Origin of the sequence: Pseudomonas sp. WS 5410, from assembly GCF_012985645.1 — a bacterium.
Taxonomy (GTDB): domain Bacteria; phylum Pseudomonadota; class Gammaproteobacteria; order Pseudomonadales; family Pseudomonadaceae; genus Aquipseudomonas; species Aquipseudomonas shahriarae.
Genome location: NZ_JAAQWS010000007.1, coordinates 174316 through 192107 on the forward strand (window position 1 = coordinate 174316; position 17792 = coordinate 192107).

The 17792-nt window shown below is 58.2% G+C and carries 28 protein-coding genes and 2 other RNA genes; all 30 read right to left on the reverse strand.

Features of this window, described 5'->3' with window-relative positions:
• Nucleotides 1–7: 7 nt before the first annotated feature.
• The gene (locus HBO24_RS12910; protein WP_170059828.1) at nucleotides 8–1108 is read right to left on the reverse strand and encodes a phage tail sheath C-terminal domain-containing protein; all 1101 of its coding nucleotides are present in this window, start codon (nucleotides 1106–1108) and stop codon (nucleotides 8–10) included.
• On the reverse strand, nucleotides 1105–1296 hold the full coding sequence (locus HBO24_RS12915; RefSeq protein ID WP_170059829.1) for a hypothetical protein: 192 nt from the start codon (nucleotides 1294–1296) through the stop codon (nucleotides 1105–1107). The genes HBO24_RS12910 and HBO24_RS12915 overlap by 4 nt, the downstream gene beginning before the upstream one ends.
• Nucleotides 1296–1862 carry a phage protein Gp37 gene (locus tag HBO24_RS12920; protein ID WP_170059830.1) on the reverse strand — a complete coding sequence of 189 codons (567 nt, stop codon included), beginning with the start codon at nucleotides 1860–1862 and terminating at the stop codon, nucleotides 1296–1298. The genes HBO24_RS12915 and HBO24_RS12920 overlap by 1 nt, the downstream gene beginning before the upstream one ends.
• Nucleotides 1862–2353: a phage protein Gp36 family protein gene (locus HBO24_RS12925; RefSeq protein ID WP_170059831.1), complete on the reverse strand. Its 492-nt coding sequence runs from the start codon at nucleotides 2351–2353 to the stop codon at nucleotides 1862–1864. Before HBO24_RS12925 ends, HBO24_RS12920 begins: the two co-directional genes overlap by 1 nt.
• On the reverse strand, nucleotides 2350–2886 hold the full coding sequence (locus HBO24_RS12930) for an HI1506-related protein (RefSeq protein WP_170059832.1): 537 nt from the start codon (nucleotides 2884–2886) through the stop codon (nucleotides 2350–2352). The genes HBO24_RS12925 and HBO24_RS12930 overlap by 4 nt, the downstream gene beginning before the upstream one ends.
• Before the next feature lie 9 nt (nucleotides 2887–2895).
• The gene (locus tag HBO24_RS12935; protein WP_170059833.1) at nucleotides 2896–3789 is read right to left on the reverse strand and encodes a Mu-like prophage major head subunit gpT family protein; all 894 of its coding nucleotides are present in this window, start codon (nucleotides 3787–3789) and stop codon (nucleotides 2896–2898) included.
• Between the two features lie 26 nt (nucleotides 3790–3815).
• The gene (locus HBO24_RS12940; RefSeq protein WP_170059834.1) at nucleotides 3816–4784 is read right to left on the reverse strand and encodes a phage protease; all 969 of its coding nucleotides are present in this window, start codon (nucleotides 4782–4784) and stop codon (nucleotides 3816–3818) included.
• Nucleotides 4785–4863: 79 nt separating this feature from the next.
• Nucleotides 4864–5646, reverse strand: a complete 783-nt coding sequence (locus HBO24_RS12945; RefSeq protein WP_170059835.1) for a hypothetical protein — start codon at nucleotides 5644–5646, stop codon at nucleotides 4864–4866.
• Between the two features lie 204 nt (nucleotides 5647–5850).
• Nucleotides 5851–6318: a phage virion morphogenesis protein gene (locus tag HBO24_RS12950; RefSeq protein ID WP_178124555.1), complete on the reverse strand. Its 468-nt coding sequence runs from the start codon at nucleotides 6316–6318 to the stop codon at nucleotides 5851–5853.
• Nucleotides 6319–6432: 114 nt separating this feature from the next.
• Nucleotides 6433–7701, reverse strand: coding sequence for a PBECR2 nuclease fold domain-containing protein (locus HBO24_RS12955; RefSeq protein WP_170059837.1), 1269 nt, complete (start codon nucleotides 7699–7701; stop codon nucleotides 6433–6435).
• A gap of 2 nt (nucleotides 7702–7703) precedes the next feature.
• Nucleotides 7704–9260, reverse strand: a complete 1557-nt coding sequence (locus HBO24_RS12960; RefSeq protein WP_170059838.1) for a DUF935 domain-containing protein — start codon at nucleotides 9258–9260, stop codon at nucleotides 7704–7706.
• Complete coding sequence (locus HBO24_RS12965; protein ID WP_170059839.1) at nucleotides 9260–10813, reverse strand: hypothetical protein; 1554 nt, start codon at nucleotides 10811–10813, stop codon at nucleotides 9260–9262. The genes HBO24_RS12960 and HBO24_RS12965 overlap by 1 nt, the downstream gene beginning before the upstream one ends.
• The gene (locus HBO24_RS12970) at nucleotides 10810–11322 is read right to left on the reverse strand and encodes a DUF3486 family protein (protein ID WP_092235901.1); all 513 of its coding nucleotides are present in this window, start codon (nucleotides 11320–11322) and stop codon (nucleotides 10810–10812) included. The genes HBO24_RS12965 and HBO24_RS12970 overlap by 4 nt, the downstream gene beginning before the upstream one ends.
• 4 nt (nucleotides 11323–11326) lie before the next feature.
• Nucleotides 11327–11638 (reverse strand): hypothetical protein, encoded by a 312-nt coding sequence (locus tag HBO24_RS12975; RefSeq protein ID WP_099170067.1) that lies wholly within the window; start codon nucleotides 11636–11638, stop codon nucleotides 11327–11329.
• On the reverse strand, nucleotides 11635–11946 hold the full coding sequence (locus HBO24_RS12980; protein WP_092235906.1) for a hypothetical protein: 312 nt from the start codon (nucleotides 11944–11946) through the stop codon (nucleotides 11635–11637). Before HBO24_RS12980 ends, HBO24_RS12975 begins: the two co-directional genes overlap by 4 nt.
• A complete protein-coding gene (locus HBO24_RS12985; protein WP_170059840.1) occupies nucleotides 11946–12164 on the reverse strand; it encodes a TraR/DksA C4-type zinc finger protein in 219 nt (72 codons plus the stop codon). Before HBO24_RS12985 ends, HBO24_RS12980 begins: the two co-directional genes overlap by 1 nt.
• Nucleotides 12151–12771 carry a DNA-packaging protein gene (locus HBO24_RS12990; RefSeq protein ID WP_170059841.1) on the reverse strand — a complete coding sequence of 207 codons (621 nt, stop codon included), beginning with the start codon at nucleotides 12769–12771 and terminating at the stop codon, nucleotides 12151–12153. Before HBO24_RS12990 ends, HBO24_RS12985 begins: the two co-directional genes overlap by 14 nt.
• Nucleotides 12768–13406, reverse strand: coding sequence for a transglycosylase SLT domain-containing protein (locus tag HBO24_RS12995; RefSeq protein ID WP_170059842.1), 639 nt, complete (start codon nucleotides 13404–13406; stop codon nucleotides 12768–12770). The genes HBO24_RS12990 and HBO24_RS12995 overlap by 4 nt, the downstream gene beginning before the upstream one ends.
• Before the next feature lies 1 nt (nucleotide 13407).
• Entirely contained in the window at nucleotides 13408–13701 is a 294-nt protein-coding gene (locus HBO24_RS13000) for a putative holin (RefSeq protein WP_262381525.1), read from the reverse strand.
• Nucleotides 13698–14033 (reverse strand): hypothetical protein, encoded by a 336-nt coding sequence (locus tag HBO24_RS13005; protein WP_170059843.1) that lies wholly within the window; start codon nucleotides 14031–14033, stop codon nucleotides 13698–13700. Before HBO24_RS13005 ends, HBO24_RS13000 begins: the two co-directional genes overlap by 4 nt.
• 109 nt (nucleotides 14034–14142) lie before the next feature.
• Nucleotides 14143–14580 carry a hypothetical protein gene (locus tag HBO24_RS13010; protein ID WP_170059844.1) on the reverse strand — a complete coding sequence of 146 codons (438 nt, stop codon included), beginning with the start codon at nucleotides 14578–14580 and terminating at the stop codon, nucleotides 14143–14145.
• Entirely contained in the window at nucleotides 14580–15017 is a 438-nt protein-coding gene (locus HBO24_RS13015) for a Mor transcription activator family protein (protein ID WP_104911940.1), read from the reverse strand. The genes HBO24_RS13010 and HBO24_RS13015 overlap by 1 nt, the downstream gene beginning before the upstream one ends.
• Nucleotides 15014–15430 (reverse strand): regulatory protein GemA, encoded by a 417-nt coding sequence (locus HBO24_RS13020; protein WP_170059845.1) that lies wholly within the window; start codon nucleotides 15428–15430, stop codon nucleotides 15014–15016. Before HBO24_RS13020 ends, HBO24_RS13015 begins: the two co-directional genes overlap by 4 nt.
• Nucleotides 15427–15705 (reverse strand): hypothetical protein, encoded by a 279-nt coding sequence (locus HBO24_RS13025; RefSeq protein ID WP_092235932.1) that lies wholly within the window; start codon nucleotides 15703–15705, stop codon nucleotides 15427–15429. Before HBO24_RS13025 ends, HBO24_RS13020 begins: the two co-directional genes overlap by 4 nt.
• An RNA gene (locus tag HBO24_RS13030) (hammerhead ribozyme type II) lies at nucleotides 15706–15776 on the reverse strand.
• Nucleotides 15775–16446: a DUF2786 domain-containing protein gene (locus HBO24_RS13035; protein WP_170059846.1), complete on the reverse strand. Its 672-nt coding sequence runs from the start codon at nucleotides 16444–16446 to the stop codon at nucleotides 15775–15777. The genes HBO24_RS13030 and HBO24_RS13035 overlap by 2 nt, the downstream gene beginning before the upstream one ends.
• A 5-nt stretch (nucleotides 16447–16451) precedes the next feature.
• An RNA gene (locus tag HBO24_RS13040) (hammerhead ribozyme type II) lies at nucleotides 16452–16522 on the reverse strand.
• Nucleotides 16521–16742 (reverse strand): hypothetical protein, encoded by a 222-nt coding sequence (locus HBO24_RS13045; protein ID WP_170059847.1) that lies wholly within the window; start codon nucleotides 16740–16742, stop codon nucleotides 16521–16523. The genes HBO24_RS13040 and HBO24_RS13045 overlap by 2 nt, the downstream gene beginning before the upstream one ends.
• An 8-nt stretch (nucleotides 16743–16750) precedes the next feature.
• Complete coding sequence (locus tag HBO24_RS13050; protein ID WP_170059848.1) at nucleotides 16751–17158, reverse strand: hypothetical protein; 408 nt, start codon at nucleotides 17156–17158, stop codon at nucleotides 16751–16753.
• Between the two features lie 2 nt (nucleotides 17159–17160).
• Nucleotides 17161–17781, reverse strand: a complete 621-nt coding sequence (locus tag HBO24_RS13055; protein ID WP_170059849.1) for a DUF3164 family protein — start codon at nucleotides 17779–17781, stop codon at nucleotides 17161–17163.
• Nucleotides 17782–17792: the final 11 nt, after the last annotated feature.

The window sequence follows — 17792 nt, forward strand, 5'->3', positions numbered from 1 at the left end:
TCACCTCTTACAGGAGCAGGTCGATACGCCCGGCGAATACATGCAGGCCGTTGACGACATCAGTGGGAATGGTTGCATTGAGGCGGTTCGCGTCCTGGGCAGAACGCTCGACCACCAGCCCGGCCGCATTGGCCTCGACTTCTTCGACGATCTCCAGCTCCTGCGCCTTTAGCAGCACGTCCAGCAGCTCGCCGCGCACTGCTGCCGGGGTCTTTTTCGACAACTTGGAGCGGGGGAAGCGCAAGCGGATGCGATCACGGCATGCCATACGGATGTAATACAGGGTACGGATGGTGGTCAGGTCCAACAGCGACACGTCCGTGGCACCCGCCGCAGACTTGGTGTATGTGGTTACGGCGCGGACAATTTGTATGACATCACCGGCCGCGACTTCCAGCGGAGTGACACCGTTAGCCAGGGCGGTTTCCTGCTCGGCGCGGCCGAGACGCTGGGCGATAGGTGGAACCTTAATCCCGGACAGCACCAGGGTATTCAATGGCCGTGCTGGATCTTCTTCCGACGCGATCATAGCGGCATAAGCGGCCGCGACCTGGCGCGCGGTTGATGCAGTACCAGGCAACACGGCCAGGCTGATTGCGCCGGAGTTCAGTGATGTCGCCAGCGTGGTTGCAGCGGATAGCGTGCTGGTCAAGGCCGCAACGCCGATGATGCCTTGCTGCTCCATCGAGTTGGTATAGACCTTGATGTGCTCGCGCAACGCGGTGAGCGCGGTGTTGCTGTACCAGGCCGGGACCAGGATGGTGAATCCACCCAGTGCGGTCGCGTCCAGTGCGGCCTTAATGTCCGGCTCGGCATCATCCACAACAACCACACCCACCGCCGAGATTGAGGCGTAGCGATAGGCCGTGATAAACGCTTCGGCCATTTCTTCGGCGACAGTACCGCCGAACAAGGCTTTGGCCTCGGGTGCGCTGTAGAACGGTGTTGGCACGTTGGCTGCAACCGTTGCGCCTTCGCCCAGGGGAACGATCAGGCACACGCTCTGCTTGTTGGTCGGCAGATTCCGTACTGCCAGGCTGGTGTTGAACTCCATGTAAACGCCCGGCTTGCGAATCGACGCCGGGATTGTTTCAAATTCGATGCTCATTCAGCGGATTCCTTTGCAGGTTGTTTGGCACCGCCGTTTGGTTTTTCGGCGGGCATCAATTCCCCCGCTGCCAACCGGCGCCGGTAGTAGGAGGTATCCGGCACATCAATAGCCTTGGCTGTTTCGATGTACTTGTACGGATCGTCTTCCAGGGGCACCCGATGACCAGGTGCAGCTTTAACTTGCATCACACGTCCCTCAGTTCGATGTGGTCGGTAGCCACCGGGCTGGGGTTGTCCGATGGGGTGTGGTAGTTCAGATCTACGCCCAGCAAATCGGGCAAGGCCTCTTTCGGTTTTTCCCAGTCCAATTCGATGTTGAACGACTGCCCCAGGACAGATAGGTGGTCGCTGGCAAACTTGCCGTTGACCAGGTTGGAAAGCTCCATCGGTTTGATGGCTGCGCGGCCCTCCCAAGGTTGCCAGTCAACCAGTTGGTGCATGCAAGCCTCCCATAGCGCATAGGTGCCAACATCCTTGTCAGTTGTGCCGCGCCGCGTTTCCTTCTCCCCGCGAGGGTGGCGAGCCGCAATCACCAGGCGGAAAGTGATACTTATGCTGTAGCGACCCTGGGCCTTGGGCCTGATCATGGCCTTGGGCACCATCAGCAAAATCGACGGGCAACGCTTGAGCAATTCCGGCAACAGATCAGGGTCGCCTAATTCGCCGCCGTAGCTCGCCACGCGCAAGCGCGGCAGGCTTTTGCTCAACTCGTTGAGTCGGCCTTCGATCAAGTCTTCCAGGTCGCCCAGCATCACAAGTCCCTCAAAGTCCTGCGAGTCATCAGCCGGGGCTGGTGGCTGATCTGGAAACCAGACTGCCCACCATCCGAAGCCCCACGCTCCTTGTCTTCCCTGGCAAGGGTCTCCAGGCGCTTGATCACGTCCTTGTAAAGCACCCGCACGGTCGACTCTTCCTTGCCTGCGTCGTCGTACAGGTGATAGCGGGCGATCTCGGCCAGGTCATCCGTGACCCATGCAGGAGCATCCTCGCCAGCCGCACGGAACCGCAGGTAAAACGACACTTCGCTACGCGCCCGTGTGACGGCGTCGGCGATCCTTGCCAACGTCGCAACAGCAGTGGCTACGTCCTCGGGCGGCCATTCGTCCAAGGGCTGACCAGCCGCCGCCTCTACCAGCAACTCAGGGGCGATGACGCGATCTGTATCCGGGACCGCAATCTCTGCGATATCACGGGCGCCAAATCGAACCAGGAGCTGGCTGGCAGACGGTAGCGAAAGGTTCATTTACCTTTGTCCTCGGCCCCGGTGCCTTTGGGTTTTCGGGTTTTCGCTGGAGGTTTCGCCGCCTCTGCCTTGGCCGCTTCACGCGCCAGATCTTCCAGGTGGGCCTCTTCCCAGAGTCCATCGAGTTCGATGTCGGCCGCGTTCAGTGTCCCTATGTCCTGCTCGATCACAGGGGAAGTTGCCCCTGGTGCCGGACCGTTGAATACAAGCCGACCTCCGACAACGGGCGCGCTGCCGGATAGAACCACTGCATCACCCAGAGCTGTAGCGTTTGCTTCAGTCGCCTGCGACTGGGTGTTTTGTACGGAGTCGGGCGTTTTCTGTAGATCGGCTTCCTGGAGGCTTTCATCGCGGCGGTCCTGTACCTGGTCGGATTCATCCTCTACATAAGCGAGGACCAATTGAGGCTCTTTGCTGAGAGCCTTTAATTGTTCTTCCGTGAAGAAGTCGTCCGGGTATGGGGTTGGCTGGCTAGAGTGCGCGATGCCGCAACGGCGAAAACCGTCGCGCTTTGAGGTGATAACAATGGTCATAACGCCCCCTTATCCCAGCCAGCTCGGCGCCAGGATTTCGGCGGTGCCTGCCCATTCGTTGCCGCTGTTGGCATCCTTCACCAGGAGCTTGCGCGCAGCGCCTTCCAGCGGAGACGGCACCACCAACAGGCCGGGGTTTACGCCGAGTGGGCGACCACCGTCAGCATGGAAACCCTTCATCGCTGCACGCGCTGCGGCGTAGTTCTCTGCGTTGAGGGGTGCCTTTGAGCAGAACGCGAACTGCCAGAAACCGAAACCGACGTTCGCACGAGCATCGACGCCATAGCGGTATTCATCGCGCATGAAGACATTTTCGTCGTCCATGCTGGTCATGGCTTTGAGGTCATACTTACGGCGCAGTTGGAAGATGATGGGCTTGATCGCCCGGCTGACATCGAGCAGATACCAGGCTGGGCCTTCACCGTCCTGGTAGTTGCTGACGGAGATTGCAGTGCCGGTGCCGTCAGTATTCGGGTAGACCGGGTGATCGGTGTCGAAGAAGTTCTGGCCGTCATAGCACAGGGTGGTCAAGCCAGCTTTCAACAGACTGAACACCAACTCGTCCGGGTGCGCAGTAGACGCCCGGCCCATCTCGGCAAACAACGGCTTATAGACGCCGATCTGGTCATCTTCGATGGCGTCACGCGGCACGCCCACGGACGACTCATACTTCTTGTTGGTGATCGAATAGCTGTGCGCCGCCATGTTTTTGAGAACACGGTCGCCGATCCACTCGCGAAAGTTCGGGAACTGCCCCAACCAACCATAGGTGTTGCTGGCCGACGTCGACGGCACGGTCGTGGCAATGCGCCCCCAATCGGTCGGCGTGGCTGCCTGGGCATTTTGGAACTCGGCCCGGTACGCTGTGAACAACGCGGCCAAGGTGCCAGAAGTAATGATCATGAATCGCTTCCTTTATATAGAGGGCGTTACGCCTTGCCCTTGATGAAGTCCGCTTCGCTCATGTCCAGCAGCTTGGCGACGTGTTGCTCTTCGGAGTTGAGCGCAGTGGTGGTTTTATCGTGCTTGCGCTCGTCCAGGTTGGAGGGGGCAGCAACGACCGGCGCCGCGTCCACGAATGCCTTAAAACGCGCCAAACCGGTTTCGTCCTGGCAAGCGGCGCGGTGATAGTCGGCCGTTGCCGGGGTTATTTTTCCGGCCTGGGTGGCCGAGGTGATCAGCGCATCAACTTGCTTGTTGTGTTCGGTTTTCTTCTGATCGGCCAAGGCTTGCTCGGCATTGGTGGCTCGTAGCAAAACGCTGTCGTAGTCCGCCCGTGGCATGAACTGCTCAAGGTTGGTTTTTTCGGTGTTCGTCGCTTGCGCGGTTGCTTTGAGTTGAGCCGTGGCCGCAAGGGCCTGTTCTTCGGTCGCCGTTGCAGGCAGGCCGAGTGCAGTCAGAAGCGCAGGTGAAAGCGTCACAGGCGTGACCTCCGTGTTTTCTTGATTGAGGGCGGTCAGCAGGAAGTTGGGTTTATTCGTCAGGCCCGCGCTGACCAGGCGAGCAATACGGGTGGTGTCTGGATCGAAGTCAAAGACAGGGGAAAGGAAGCGGTACTCGCGGTTGATAACTTGCTCGGAGGCCCGAGGGGTCCAATCAACCAAGCCCCACAGGGCGCCGTTACGCAGTTCCAATTGCTTGATCCAGCCAGCCGCTGGTGCGGACTCGCCCTTGCTGGCGCGGTGCTGGGTGGCGTGTTCCCAGTCAATGGGCAGGTCAATAGCGCGACCGTGGAAACTGGACTGGACCAGCGTCCCGGCTTGTTCGTCGAACAGCCATTGCCGACCATCGCGGCCGGTGACGTTGGGACCAGGGGGAATTAGTTCGACCCACTCCGGGGCCTTGCCGTCAGAGACGGTGGCGGAAAGGTCGGTGTTGAGTGCGAGTTGAGTTTTCATGCCGCCATTGTTGGCGGCATCTTAGAGCGGGGATATTTCAGGAGGGTTTAAGGTTTATCCGAGCGCGTTGTCGTTTGGGTTAGAAGGGAATCGGGTCGTCCCAACCTGGTGGCGTTGGTGGAGATACAGGTGCTTGTTTGAGCACGAAAAGTCTTTTGTTTTCTAGCATCCACTCCCAGCCAGCATTTGTAAGGCAATAAGTTTGATAGTCGCCATACATACTTTCATCGGCTTTATTCTCTATGAGCTTACGCTTGCTCAGAGTGCGCAATGCCATTGTCGTTGCGATATTTGTAAATCCTGCTTTTTCCATGTCGTTCTTTATAACGCCGACCCCAATAAAGTCCTCTGGCGAGTCCGCATTGCCACCAATTGCAGCCATTACTACGACTTCAACTTGCTCTAATCCTTCTACGGGTTGAAGAACTGAAGGGTTAGCTGCCGTGTAGATGGACTCCTCCTTTTCTAGCAAGGCTTTTAATTTTGAGGTAATGCTCTCTCTAAGAGAAACAAAATCTCTTGGAGCACCGGTCTTATATTTAATGATCGTCCGATGTTGAACGTCAAAAGGAAAGCGAGTAGTTCTTTCCTCCGAGCAGACAAGCACGACCTCTTTGTTCAAAGCAATCGCGTACCCTAGCTCAAACCATACGTTGGGATTGTCGAGGCTGATATCGGCAAGACATATGCGCGAGTCTTTAATACCTTTTTCAATATCTTGAATCGGTATTACCACTTGCGGATCGCGGTCAACACGGTACGGCTCAAGATCTGCATCTTTGATGGCGGGGGCGTAAACATCCTCGTAGCGGCTATCGAATACACCGCCGTCGAATGGCTGCATCACAAAGCAATGTGGCATCGTCGTCTCTCCCTAGATATTTTTAAGCCTGGCGAATGTAGCGATTTTCCAGCCCGTGGGCAAAGCGCCATGCTTGAGCAGCTAGGATGCTGTATTGGCGAGCCCTGAGCAAATCTAACGCGGGTCTAACGCCCCTTCGGCGCCCTTGCTAACCGGACGGTGCAATTAGACATGCGCTCTGCTCCCAGGAGATTTGAGACGCCATCAGTTAACTGGCGCTCTTAGATATTCATGAATGATGAGCAGTACTTCTGTTTCATCCTCAGCAGATAAGCCCAGGTACTCCCGCGCAGGGATATCACCCCACGGAATAGAGCTGCCCCTGCTCGTTTTACCGGACGCGCCTTTCTTCTGCCCGAACTGGTGGACCGCACCATAGGGTCGGTCCGTACCGAAGGCCAACTCCGTGCTGGTGACTTGTCTGCGCAACGTGTCCTGGAGCGTGCCTTTCTCTCGCAGGATGCCGCTGCCTTTCTTTCTGGCGAGGGTGACGGGTGAGAGTGGCGCCCAGGGTGAGCCATCCGGGGCCACCTTCTGTCTAAACCGATCATCGGTGGATATCTGAAGGTACTCACCTATGTCATTGAGCGGGGTAGTCAGGTCTCCCAGGCGGTCGGCCAAATCGTCCAGGGCCTTGCCGACCTGGCTTGTATCTAAGGTGACATCGAGCATTGCACCTGCCACGGTTCTCTCCTACTATCAGTACATCCCATCGGATGAGCAGCCCCTGTCAGGGCCTCCATGCCTACATCCGGGGCGGCCCCGGCGTGACAGCGTCGGGGCTTTTTATTGGGGGCGGCGATACAACCTAACGCCGAGGCGCAGGTCATCCAGGTAGTCTTCGCTGTCAGCAACAAAGCCCGTTACGCCATCCCAGCCATCATCGCCTACTTCAAACACAGCCAGCGCAGGTGCTGGGTTGCCCTCGACTTCAAAGCGCGCAAGGTAACGGCGACGAACTACCGCTTTTTGCTGTGCATAGAGCCATTCCAAGCGAACCCAAATTTCATCAGGTTCTCGCAATGCCTGGGCAACAAGGAGTAGCGTGCGCTCCCGGCCACGCTTTTGTACTTTCAAGGCACCTGTGCGCTTGACTGTGAACATATCGCGGCCAATCACCACGGAATCACCGGTCACATCCTTGAACAATGCTGGCGCGCTTTGTTTGGCACCGAACTCGGCCAGGAAGCGATCCACGTATACATCGTCGGTCAAACCCGATGGCAGCAACTGACTGGCAGGAACGGAACGCGGCGCTGGCAGTGCATCGCTGGCGCGGCGATTAGGCAGGCCTGCCGCGTGAGCGCTGGCGGGCTTGCCCTCAATTTCAGGCAGTGGGTCATGTGCCCGTAAAGGAGGGACCGCGCCGGATAGTTTCGACTGACCTGGTGCATATTCAAAGCCTGGGTCAATTCCTTTTGGCACACGAACAGTTCGCGGTCCTTCAGGGCTGTTCTTGCCAATGACCCTGTCTTCCCACTCGATGGCGGGCGCCGAGCCAACTGTAAGCCCCATCCGTTCTACGTCTCTGGCTGAGACCATGAACTTTTTGCACTTGCAGCCCCAACCATTTTGCGGGGTATGGGTTGCCCACCATGGGTCATCGAGCGGCAAGGTAGTACCGTTCCAGGACAAGTGCATCGGCCGAGGGTGAGCGCTGTCACCGTGGCGATAAACTGCATATGGGCGGCGCTTGCGTAGTTCAGGATCAGCCATTTGCGCTTCGCGCCCGGCGTTATAGGACTGCCGCAAGTTGGTTTCCCAAATGACATTAGTGCGCCATCCACGACCGCCGTTGTACTGCCAGCCATGTTTGCCGACGACCTGCTCAAAGTCTTTTCGGAACTGTTCTAGGGTAGTTCCGCTGGCGATGGACTTCTCTACAGCACCCCGTAAGTCGGTCAGCAGATCTCTTTTTACTGCTCCGGCTACAACAAAGGCATAGTCATGTTCAGCGGTATAGATATCCGTCCAGGAGCGAGTTGGCAGATTAACTTTGCTGCGGAAATAGTCGATCTGCTCTTTGAATGGCAAGGAGCCGTAAGAGACGGCCACTGTTATAACCCTCTCAAAATATCATTACGTCCAGCCAAACTAGCCGCCATCATTCCATCGGCCATCGCGTCTGCCAGTTGATTGGTGGTCATAGCTGGATAGGTCTCTATCAACCTATCCCGGAACTCTTCCAGGCTGCTGACTGAGTCGAGCAGCTCCCTGACCTGGTCGACCATATCATCCAGATATGTTCCGGCCGTTCGCTCCAACGTCTGCACCTGGTTGTCCACGATGTCCGGTATCTCTATCGGTTTTTTGCGCACTTGCTCGCTATTGGTCGCCTGCGCCAGTACTGGTGCAGCGACTGGCGCAGTGATACCGAGCAACTCGGCACCTGCGGCTGGAGCCGGGATATTGAGCTTGTCGCGGATAACCGACTGCTCGACCTTCAACCCCAGCGGCACCAGCTCCTTGAGCGCCTCGATCAGGATTTTGGTGTTCTCGGGCTTCGGTACGTCGATGATCAACCGAGGATATGGCCGACCAGGTGCAAAGTTCAAATCGCACCAGGGTCGCACAAAGTAGCGATTCAACGTGTTCGATTCGGCCTTGGCATCAGCTTGCAACAGATCCAGGCGGACTTCGTTATGGATCGTTGCCTGGGCCTGGCTAGAGCCGTCATCGGTGGACATGGTCTGGCCGACCACCGCTTTGCTGATCTGCTTGTCCCACCACTCGGCGAGGCCTTTAAAGAAGTCGCCTGCGCCGGTTACGTTCGCCGCCTGGGTGAATTCGATACGCATGCTGTCCGGGATCACCGCTGCTGCATCGCTGCCCAGGTTGGCTACGGCTGACATCAGGGTATTGATATCGTCTTTGCTCGCGCCTGGACCATAGCGGCCTACACGCATAGGCATGCCGAAGATATCCGCGAAGCCCATCCAGTCCTTCCAGGTCCAGGCTTTGCACATGTAGCCAACCGCCGCCAAACGCGCCAGACCGCCCCTGATCGGCAAGCCCGAACGGATGCGCGGCAGGTGGACAATGAACTTGTACGGCGTCAAGGCAATGCCATTGACCATATCGGCCTCATCGAGCAGGCGCAGCTCCCGGCCGGTGTCGCGGTCGAACTGGAAAAACCGCTGATCCCGTGGTTCAAAGCGCGATGGGTTCCAAGTCTTGCCGCTGCGGTCCCACATGATTTCGGAGACGGCATAGCCCTTGCCCATGGCGTCGGTGAGGTCGGCTTGCAGCTCGCCGAATTCTGGAGACTCCACAATTTCCTTGAGTTGGTCGGCGCGCCTTACATCCTCGGCGTCGTCGCTGGCAGCTTCTACCCGGATAGCAAGGCCAGACACCGCCAACTTGCGAGTGCCTAACACCGAGGCGTAATGCAGATCCCGTTCTTCCATTTCCTCGGCGAGGGTCAGGTAGTCATGGGCCGAACCTTCGGCGGCGGCTTGCAGGATGGCCGCAAGACGACCAGGCGTTAAACCGCTGGCTACAGACTGGTGCCAAACTTGGCGAATGCCGGTGGTGCGTGCAGCCGCCAGCTCTTCGGTGAGCTTGTCGTACTGGATCGGGCGCCCGTACTGATCGACGATTTTTGATTGAGCCATTACCAAATGCCTTTTGTGGAGCGCCAACCGGCGCCGATCTGGATCTCTCGATCATGCTGGGACGCGGGTTGGACTCGGTGATATTCGATGATCTCGACTTCCTGGCGAGAGGCGTAGTCAGCCAGTACAGCTGCGATACCGGCATCGCCGTGGCGCTTTGGCCCGGACTTTTCGCCTTTCTCGTTGGTGCGCTTTTCTGGAATACGGGCCACGCCCTTGACCATCCGAAAGGCGCGCACGTCGCTAACCACGTCCTTGTCGGCCGGGATGTCGTAGAAGGTGTCGTCTTCCAGAGCAGCCTTGAACGGCGGCATGTTGTCGCGATACCAGCCCTCGGTGAGCATCACCCGTTCAATACGGTTAAAGCCGAACTCGATGGCGGTGGCTTCCGACAATTGCGAACCGTTGCCCCTGGCGTCATCGGCACCTTTGAGAAGGTTGGGCAAGCGCCGAAGGATGTAGAACTTGATCTGCTCCTGTTGCTTGAACGGGACATTCCGCAGCTCAACCACAAAGGGTGTGCGCCTGCGCAGGTTCTGTTCCTTGAGCAGCGGCCAAATGACCGAGAGGTCGCCAGTGCGGCCGAAGTCCATACCGTAAAAACTCTGCACATCCAGCGGGATTGCTGAGAGCAGCGGGAGCAGATGCTCTTCGCACCACCCCAGAGACTCGGCCAATCGCAGGTGTTCGGCGATGGTTTCGTAACCCTGCGGGTAGGCCAGGCGCAGAACCGGCACGTCACGGTTACTGCGCTGTTCGACCAGGGCCATACTGAGAAAGGCGCCCCCACCCTGGGACGGCACGCAGTCCAGTTCCTCGTCGGCGGCATCGCCGTAAAAGCCGTATACGTCCTTCACCCAGGCGAGTTCGTCCTCAAGCCTGTACTCGATTCCCTTACGCAAGCAGACACGTTTGTACAGTCCGTCAGCTACCGCTTCACCGAACGTGCAGCGGAACACTTCGCCATTACGCTTGCCTGCCCGTATCTCGTTGACCAGGTCATTAAAGGGATTTTCGGTGCCATCGTGGGTGCTAATCACATGGACTTCACCGCCCCAAATCAGAAGAGCCATGGCCGCTTTCAGCAACTCGGCCAAGTCCGCATGGAATGCAGCTTCGTCGATCACGACAACACCCTGGCGGCCCCGCAGGTTGGACGGGCGACTGGTCAACGCGACAATGCGGTGTCCGCTGGGGAATGCGATGGTGTAGGTCTTGATGTGCTTGTCAGGATCGCTATCAGGCCAGATGCCTTCTTCGATTTGTTCGGCCGCGTAGTTGTATGCTCGCGCCCACATCGCGCAGGCCTGGATATATTCCACGGTCATGTCCTGGTTGTAGCCCAGGTAATAGACCGTCTGGCCGCCCGCCGATTTTTCGGAAGCTGCCACCAGGACATTGTCTGCCGCTTCGGCCCAGGTGAGGCCAATACGCCGGGACTTCTCGCCCACTTTGAGAGGGGCGCGGATGCCGATCCATTCCTTCTGATAGTCGAGTAGCACGGCCGGTGCGAGCAAGGTGGCGGTGCTGTCCAGGATAAGGGGGAGGCTCACGATGCCATCCCCAAAATCTCGCGCCGGATTTCGTCGGCCGTTGCCTGAGTCATCCCACCTTTTTTGGCAATTTTATCAACGCGAGCCGCTGCCGTTTCGACCTTCTCCCGCCACTCGGCTTGCCATTTCTTCTGCACCACCGAAGCCTTGCCCAGCTCGGCCACAGCTTTGGCTACCTTCGGCAAGTCCATCTGATCACCATCAGTCATCAGCAATTTGAATAGGTGTTCCTGGACCAGGCGCATCAACGCTTCGTTGACCGCGCCTTCTTCATCCGGCGCAGCGGCCACCACGGCGCGAGCCTGTTCGCTTGCCATTTTCAAGGCCGAGAGTTTGGACTCGAAGTCCTGACCATAACGATGCAGCGCAGACTTGCTGATTGAAAAACCCTGGGTCGACAGCTCGTTAGCCAGGGCTTCGTAATCGCTGAAGTTGTTTTCGGCCAAGGCTTTGTCGAGCCAGTTTTTAACTGACTTGGGCAGACTGGCGACTTTGCTGCGCGGGGGCATGGCGTCAGCTCCAGTATTTTTCTGGGCGGGCAATACCAGGATTGCAGTCGATGGTGTACTCGGCCACGTCGACACCGTAGTGGGTCAATCCGCAGATCCACGCACCGCTAGACTGTTTCTTCAGGGTTGCCAGGCTGCGGTCGGCCAGGTAGTCCAGTTCGCGACGTAGCTCCAGGCTAGTGGCGTCGGGGAAGATGCCCTGGATGGTCGACAGCACCACCGCTTCGTGGGGGTCAACGGGGCGCGATGTGTTGAGGGTAAGGATGATGTACCAACGCAGGGATTCCCGGCGGGCCTTGGCTGGATCAATGTTCATGGGCGTAGTCCTTTGAGCTGAACGTTTTCTAACTTGAGTGCCAGGCCGTCGAGCTTGGCTTCGATAATGGATTGATTGCGTGCCCAGTCTTCTCGGCGGACGTAGTGCAAAGGCATCTCGCCACGCAGGCGCTCCATGCCGATCTCCATCTCGCGCAGGCGCTCACTGTCCTTGTCCACCACGGCAAAGCGTTGATCCAGGCGCCGTTCCATTTGCACCAGGAGCATTTTCATAACGCCGACAAATGCGCCGAGAATGGTCACGGCGATACTGATCATTTGCCACACTGGCATTTCGAGTGTCGCCATCAGCGCATGCTCCTTTCGCGACGGGTTTGGCACTGCGCGCAACGCTGCACACCGGGGATGGCTTGGCGCCGTTCTTCGGGTATCGGCATGTCGCAATCAGCCACCTGGCAGAACTCAGCCGAGGGGCCGATCAAAATTTCTTGCTGTGCCAAATGAGTCGCTAAAGCGCTTTCGTTGTGCAGGGCTTCCAGGACGCTGGCGTAGTCACTTGCTTTCATTGCGGGTCCAATTGATCAGGTCTTTGAGCTGCGCCCGGCAGATTCCATACAGCTCGCCATTGCGTACCTGGTTGGTCAGGAGTTGTTCCTGGGTGACGCCTGAGTCGAGGTCGTCAGCGGTTCCGGTTCCGCTGGCAGGCGCAGAAGTTCGGCCGGAGCCGTTCGGGGTTGGCATTGCGGAACCGGGGGTAATACCGTTTGCGGCGTTCCACACGCGGACAAAGCCAATAGTGAACACAGCAGCAGGCAGCGGCTCGGGCTGCGTATTGAGGGCGCGGCGATAGAGTTTGGTAACACGGGCAATATCTCCTGTGAGTCGGTCAGTGGTCTGGCGCAGGGTTTCTTTGGTGTCCGCAAGCTGGCTAGCCAGTTGATTGTTTTTGCCTTGCTCGATGCGTAGCCGCGCCAGATCTGCATCGGCGGCGAGCTGCTTTTCCACGGCGTGTTCTTTACGCAGAACCTCGACAGCGGTTTCCCCTTCGGACTTAGCCAGGCTGTAGCCTTCGTCGTAGCCGTCCTGGCGATTCAAGTGAAAGCCGTACACCACGACACCGATCACAGCCACGTACCAGAGCAGTGGCTTGACCAGGTCAAACAGGCTTTTCATTGGCAGACCCCCTGGCCCCAGCCATCAGCGACATACAGGGCTTCCCAGCGCAGCAGGATCAGGCGCGGGTATTGGCGGTTTTCCTTGAAGGCTGCGGCCGAGCGGCCGTTGTTGAACCGCTCGACGGAATTGAACCAGGTCAGCGGATCGGCCCCTTTAGCCGATGCCAACTTGCGATCTTTGATGACCCAGCCCAAACCGCCGTTATAGGCAGAAAGGATCAGCGCCCCTTGTTCGCAGGGGCCACGCGCCTGGATGCGGTTCGCCAGCCAACGGTCATAGCTGACCAGCGCTTGCATGGACCAAACCGGGTTGTACGGCTCGACCTTGCCAAGGGCTTTGGGGAACAGCCCGGCAAGCCAGGTGGCGGTCGAGGGCATCACCTGGCCCAAGCCTTGCGCACCGACGGGCGACCTGGCGTCGAACTTCCAGCGGCTTTCCTGGTGGATCTGCGCGGCGAAGGTGGCGACCGGAGCATTCAGGCCCCATTCGGCCTGGGCGATGCGGGTCAGGTCGCGGCGGTAGCGCTCGGCCTGGTTTGGGATTTCGGCCTTGGCCGGTGGGCTGGCGGCCAGGCCTACCAACAGGACAATACCGGCCGCAGCTATATATAGAAGGGAACGAGAGCGCCGCATGTCAGAGCCCCAACGTCAGGCCGAGAACGCAGCCCAGCACGACCAGGGCGCGACGTATGCCCGCCAGGGAGCGGTCGCAGGCTGGAACCGTGTCTGGCCGTGCATAGGGGAACAGTGCCCGGTCGAGCCAGTAGCCCAACACGCAGCCGAGTGTGACCAGGCCACATTTGTACAGGACAACGGGCAATTTGGTTGGGGCGACAATTGCCAGACAGAACAGCAAGGCGATGGTGATCAACGCCCAGAAGGTCATGCGGGGCGTGCGGGGTTGTCGCTTCGGTGTGGTGGTTGTCATTGGGATACTCGCGGTGAGTTCATGGTGGCGCGCAGTGCGGCCAGTTGTTGAGCGGCCACAGAGGCATTGCCGCGCACGTAGTTGGGGGCTTGGTATTCGGCGAAGGTTGGCGTGATGGTTCTTACAGGGGGGCGTAACTTTTCCTGTTCGCGGACGTGTTGCTCAGTGCGGGCTTCGGCTTGTGAAATATGCGACTGCACCAACTCCCGCCAGTCGACCGGAACCTTGGCCCACAGCACCGCACGCGCAGCGTCATCACCTGCGGCTTGAATAAGCTGGGCGAACTGGCGCGGCCGTTGGGGCCGGGAGACTTTGGGGGGAGCGGAATGCATAGCGCGAACCTGCCGTTTGAATGAACGGGTGTAGGTTCGCGCACGGGGGGAGAAGTTGTAATTTCAGGGGGGTTTAAGGTTTTAGCCCCGCTCGGTAGCGGGGCTTTAGTTACTCAGTTGCAAGCTGTAGGGCTTTAGTCGCAGGAACTGGCAAGTATGCTGCGCCCTTAGTTGATGTGTCGAAGTTGCAGATTTTCTTGCACGGAGACTTCACTGTGAACATGCCCCCATCGCCAATATCGTAGAAGCATGTATGCCCAGATGCGTAATAGTCACGGGGCAATGTTTTCACCGGAGACGTAAGGGTAACGGCAACTTGAACTATTTCCTTCCAGCCTAGCTGCTTCTCATCAAAGGCTTCGGCAGGCTGACGGATAGCCACTAGGCTTGATACTTCAGAAGTCTTTTGGAGGTTCACTAATGTAGGGCAAGCATCCAGCAGGATCTGAGTTGCTTGCTTTTCAACGGCGCTTTCAGCATGAGCAAAATTCAATACGCCAAGCCCTACTATCAGTAGTGATGCCGAATACGCCGTTGTCCTTTTCATCAGTGAACTGTCCCTTCATCAAAGCCGAATAAGTCGGGCTCGCTCTTACGGTGGAGCGCCCGTTGACGGGCAATGATGTCATAAATCGTTTGGCTCGACAGGTCGTACTTGCTGACCATATCGGCGGGTTTGACCCCACGGTCTCGCCAATCTTGATAGATCGCCGCGTCGCGCATAGCTCGCTTTAGGATTGTGCCCCGTGGCAGATACATCACTGTACCGCCCTGGTGTTCACAGATCGAATAGACCACGCGGCGGGCCAATTCAGGGGCACAGTCCGGGTTATTAAGCGCCTTACGCAGCTCGACTTCTGCAACCCTGACCATCTCACCCAGGGTGCCCTCCCAACGTGCAAGGACGGTGGGTGACTCCATGTGAGCTAGAACCTTATCAGGGTCGAGCTTATCGCTGTCGTCCGGGAATAGTTCTTCGTTCATCGTTCAGGCCTCCCATGTCGGCGGGCATCGTAGGTCAATGCCGCAACCAATTTTTGCAGTTGCCCAGGGTCGAGCCATTCCACGCGCTCGACCTTGAACATGCGCAAGGCCATACCATCAGCATACGCCCAGGAGCGTTTCGCTTCGGCGAGAAAGGCCTCAATCTTACCCACCAGTTTCTCCCTGTCTGGCGCAGGTTTCGGCGTTTTGCGGCCATGCTTTTTAGCCGGAGCTGACGCCCAGCCCAACCGGGTGAACTCGGCAAGTACTGCGCCGGTCTGGCGTGGGGTCAGGTCTTTGGCCGAGCGCACACCGGCCACACGGACCAGTAAGGCGCGGTAGGTTTCGTCATCCAGTCCCAGATCCTTTTTGGCGATATGGATTTTGCTCAGTTGCAGGTTTCGCGTGCTCATTGTCTTCCTCCTTTGATCAGGGCCTGGAACGCGGCCGGGTCGTTTCGGGACAGTGCGGCGACACCATGAATAGCCATGGTGAGCGCGTGTTCTGTTTCATCGAACGCCCCGGCGCTGCGGATCTGTTCCACTTCGCTCCTGGTGCCGCTATAGATTTCCATCTTGAGTTTGCTAGCGCCCATAGCCAGGCGCTTGTCCTTGTCGCGCTTGCGCTGGGCGCGTTTACGCTCGCGAGCCAGGCGGGTTTTGCGCTGTGTGGGTGATTCGTCTGTCATGGGTGGCTGCTCATCAGTACCGGACAACCACGTCCGGCAGACCGCCCCAGCAAGCCGGGACGGTTTCGCTTAGTGCAGGGCAAGCTGTTCCTGACCGTTAACCCCATGGTTTAAGCGCACATCGCCCGCCGCAAGAATGCCGTGCAGGGCGTCAGTCATGGCACGCACACCATTTCCCTGGTTGGCGTTACGGTCGCGGCAGGCGAGCTTTTCCGTTTCTGTGTGGTGCTTGAGCATGTACGCCGAAGTCGCCGGGGATGGTTCATCATTGCCAGCAAAGGCCATGACCTGCTTTCGCACGGCCGATACCCAGGCCGCACAGAACACGTCGGCGCGTTTGGTCTTGGTCGCGGTCTTGCAACGCTTCAACTGAGTGTTGATAAAGTCGCGTCGAGACTGCCGAACCTGGCGCAGCAATAGGGTCATGGTGTAGCTGGCCAACTCCGCTAGTTCACCGATAAAGCGCCATTCGCCGATACCGGCCATGAACAGGACTTTGCAGGCATAGGCTTGAGTAACGGCTCCAACCAGGTTGGCTTCCCATTGCGGCGGGGTCATTTTTGAACCACTACGGGCGGCACATTCGTACACTTCGGATAGCTGGATATCCGATTCTTCTAAACGATACTTTTCCATCAAGGCACGGGCCTGGCGCATGGCAGCGGCGGCTTCGTGCGGGTTGTCGCTTGCTGCCAGGCGCAACAGTTTTTTGATCTTTTCTAAGGCTTTGCTGTGATCCATATCTTCCTCGGCTGCTCATCAGTACCAGGCAACCACGCCTGACAGACCGTCCCGGATGGCCGGGGCGGTTTCGCTTATTGAAGGGTCATGGTGGTGGGTTGCCAGCGGCAGGCAGGAATGGCACCCAACATCTTTTCGCTGGCGACCAGGTCGAATACCTTGTTGGAAAGTCGCACAGCTTCCGTCTGCCGGGGTGTTCCCAGGGAGCTGGTCGGTACGCCTGTCATATCAACGGTGACGGAGGGCTTGCCGTTGCCTTCGGCGCGGTCCTCCAGGGTGATTGTGATCTTTGCCATGGGGCTTCCTATCGTTGAGTGTGGAAAGTAATGCGGTAATCGCGGGCAACCTGGCGCACGTACTTTTCGGTCATGTGGTGCTTACGTGCGATCCACCTAGGGGAGTTGCCCAAGGCTGCATCTGCCATGATCAACGTGGCGTGCTTGCGGGTGTCCGGTGCGACTTCCTCAAGCTCGGCAGATACCGAGGGCGGATCAGCGGCCACAGAGACAAACAAGTGGGCATAGACTGGCGACCGTTCCGGGTTAATCGTGAAGGTCGCTGGTGCGCTGCTCATCTGGTGGCCGACCTTCTGGATTTGTCCGCCACGATCCAAGAACTGCTCAGTCAGGCGGTCTAGGTTGGCGCGTTCAACGTCGTGTTGCGGCGAGTGGATGGGCAACGGATCGCTGCGGGTGTCGTGATAGCGCTGCATGATCAGACCCCCGCGATATCAAGGCTGATAGGTTCGTACTGCTCCGTATCACCTACACGCTGATACACACGGATGTAGGACTTGGAGCCAACCACCTGGCAGGCATCACCAATGGCCTGCATGGCGCGCTGCCAGCGCTCATCGGTAATTTCCATCCGGCGCAATGCCAAGACGCGGGCTGTGCGGATGTCGCCTTTCTGGTCAGTCCGAAAGGCGTCATTCACAAGCGTGACCACTTCGGGGCGTGCCCCGGTGGTCCAGTCGCGCAGGCATTCATCAATCAATGCCCGCGCTGCCTGGAGGCGTTCGTCGAAGGCGATGCTTTCCTGGACGGCGCGCATGATCTTGAAGCGCCCATCGAAGCTGATCAGGCTGACATTGCCTTTCTTGCCGCCGATCTGCGTGCCGTACTGCTCGGCGCTTAGTTCCACAAAGGCTTCAATATCACCGAAGGCCGAGGCTTTGAACTTCGCCAGGACTTCACTAGCGGCGCGGGCCTTTTCAACCAGGGCAAGAACCAAGGCGTCCCGCTCCAGGTCGATAGGCTTAATCAGGCTTTCATGAATCAAGCGTTTCTGCGCGTCGGCCCGGTAGCCTTCGGGGATGGTTTGTAGTTGTGTCATTGCAAGGTTCC

Excerpts from the sequence above, each read along its gene's own strand:
- HBO24_RS12910 (WP_170059828.1), bottom strand. The coding sequence starts at position 1,108 with ATGAGCATCGAATTTGAAACAATCCCGGCGTCGATTCGCAAGCCGGGC.
- HBO24_RS12915 (WP_170059829.1), bottom strand. The coding sequence starts at position 1,296 with ATGCAAGTTAAAGCTGCACCTGGTCATCGGGTGCCCCTGGAAGACGAT.
- HBO24_RS12920 (WP_170059830.1), bottom strand. The coding sequence starts at position 1,862 with ATGCTGGGCGACCTGGAAGACTTGATCGAAGGCCGACTCAACGAGTTG.
- HBO24_RS12925 (WP_170059831.1), bottom strand. The coding sequence starts at position 2,353 with ATGAACCTTTCGCTACCGTCTGCCAGCCAGCTCCTGGTTCGATTTGGC.
- HBO24_RS12930 (WP_170059832.1), bottom strand. The coding sequence starts at position 2,886 with ATGACCATTGTTATCACCTCAAAGCGCGACGGTTTTCGCCGTTGCGGC.
- HBO24_RS12935 (WP_170059833.1), bottom strand. The coding sequence starts at position 3,789 with ATGATCATTACTTCTGGCACCTTGGCCGCGTTGTTCACAGCGTACCGG.
- HBO24_RS12940 (WP_170059834.1), bottom strand. The coding sequence starts at position 4,784 with ATGAAAACTCAACTCGCACTCAACACCGACCTTTCCGCCACCGTCTCT.
- HBO24_RS12945 (WP_170059835.1), bottom strand. The coding sequence starts at position 5,646 with ATGCCACATTGCTTTGTGATGCAGCCATTCGACGGCGGTGTATTCGAT.
- HBO24_RS12950 (WP_178124555.1), bottom strand. The coding sequence starts at position 6,318 with ATGCTCGATGTCACCTTAGATACAAGCCAGGTCGGCAAGGCCCTGGAC.
- HBO24_RS12960 (WP_170059838.1), bottom strand. The coding sequence starts at position 9,260 with ATGGCTCAATCAAAAATCGTCGATCAGTACGGGCGCCCGATCCAGTAC.
- HBO24_RS12970 (WP_092235901.1), bottom strand. The coding sequence starts at position 11,322 with ATGCCCCCGCGCAGCAAAGTCGCCAGTCTGCCCAAGTCAGTTAAAAAC.
- HBO24_RS12975 (WP_099170067.1), bottom strand. The coding sequence starts at position 11,638 with ATGAACATTGATCCAGCCAAGGCCCGCCGGGAATCCCTGCGTTGGTAC.
- HBO24_RS12980 (WP_092235906.1), bottom strand. The coding sequence starts at position 11,946 with ATGGCGACACTCGAAATGCCAGTGTGGCAAATGATCAGTATCGCCGTG.
- HBO24_RS12985 (WP_170059840.1), bottom strand. The coding sequence starts at position 12,164 with ATGAAAGCAAGTGACTACGCCAGCGTCCTGGAAGCCCTGCACAACGAA.
- HBO24_RS12990 (WP_170059841.1), bottom strand. The coding sequence starts at position 12,771 with ATGAAAAGCCTGTTTGACCTGGTCAAGCCACTGCTCTGGTACGTGGCT.
- HBO24_RS12995 (WP_170059842.1), bottom strand. The coding sequence starts at position 13,406 with ATGCGGCGCTCTCGTTCCCTTCTATATATAGCTGCGGCCGGTATTGTC.
- HBO24_RS13000 (WP_262381525.1), bottom strand. The coding sequence starts at position 13,701 with ATGACAACCACCACACCGAAGCGACAACCCCGCACGCCCCGCATGACC.
- HBO24_RS13005 (WP_170059843.1), bottom strand. The coding sequence starts at position 14,033 with ATGCATTCCGCTCCCCCCAAAGTCTCCCGGCCCCAACGGCCGCGCCAG.
- HBO24_RS13010 (WP_170059844.1), bottom strand. The coding sequence starts at position 14,580 with ATGAAAAGGACAACGGCGTATTCGGCATCACTACTGATAGTAGGGCTT.
- HBO24_RS13015 (WP_104911940.1), bottom strand. The coding sequence starts at position 15,017 with ATGAACGAAGAACTATTCCCGGACGACAGCGATAAGCTCGACCCTGAT.
- HBO24_RS13020 (WP_170059845.1), bottom strand. The coding sequence starts at position 15,430 with ATGAGCACGCGAAACCTGCAACTGAGCAAAATCCATATCGCCAAAAAG.
- HBO24_RS13025 (WP_092235932.1), bottom strand. The coding sequence starts at position 15,705 with ATGACAGACGAATCACCCACACAGCGCAAAACCCGCCTGGCTCGCGAG.
- HBO24_RS13035 (WP_170059846.1), bottom strand. The coding sequence starts at position 16,446 with ATGGATCACAGCAAAGCCTTAGAAAAGATCAAAAAACTGTTGCGCCTG.
- HBO24_RS13045 (WP_170059847.1), bottom strand. The coding sequence starts at position 16,742 with ATGGCAAAGATCACAATCACCCTGGAGGACCGCGCCGAAGGCAACGGC.
- HBO24_RS13050 (WP_170059848.1), bottom strand. The coding sequence starts at position 17,158 with ATGCAGCGCTATCACGACACCCGCAGCGATCCGTTGCCCATCCACTCG.
- HBO24_RS13055 (WP_170059849.1), bottom strand. The coding sequence starts at position 17,781 with ATGACACAACTACAAACCATCCCCGAAGGCTACCGGGCCGACGCGCAG.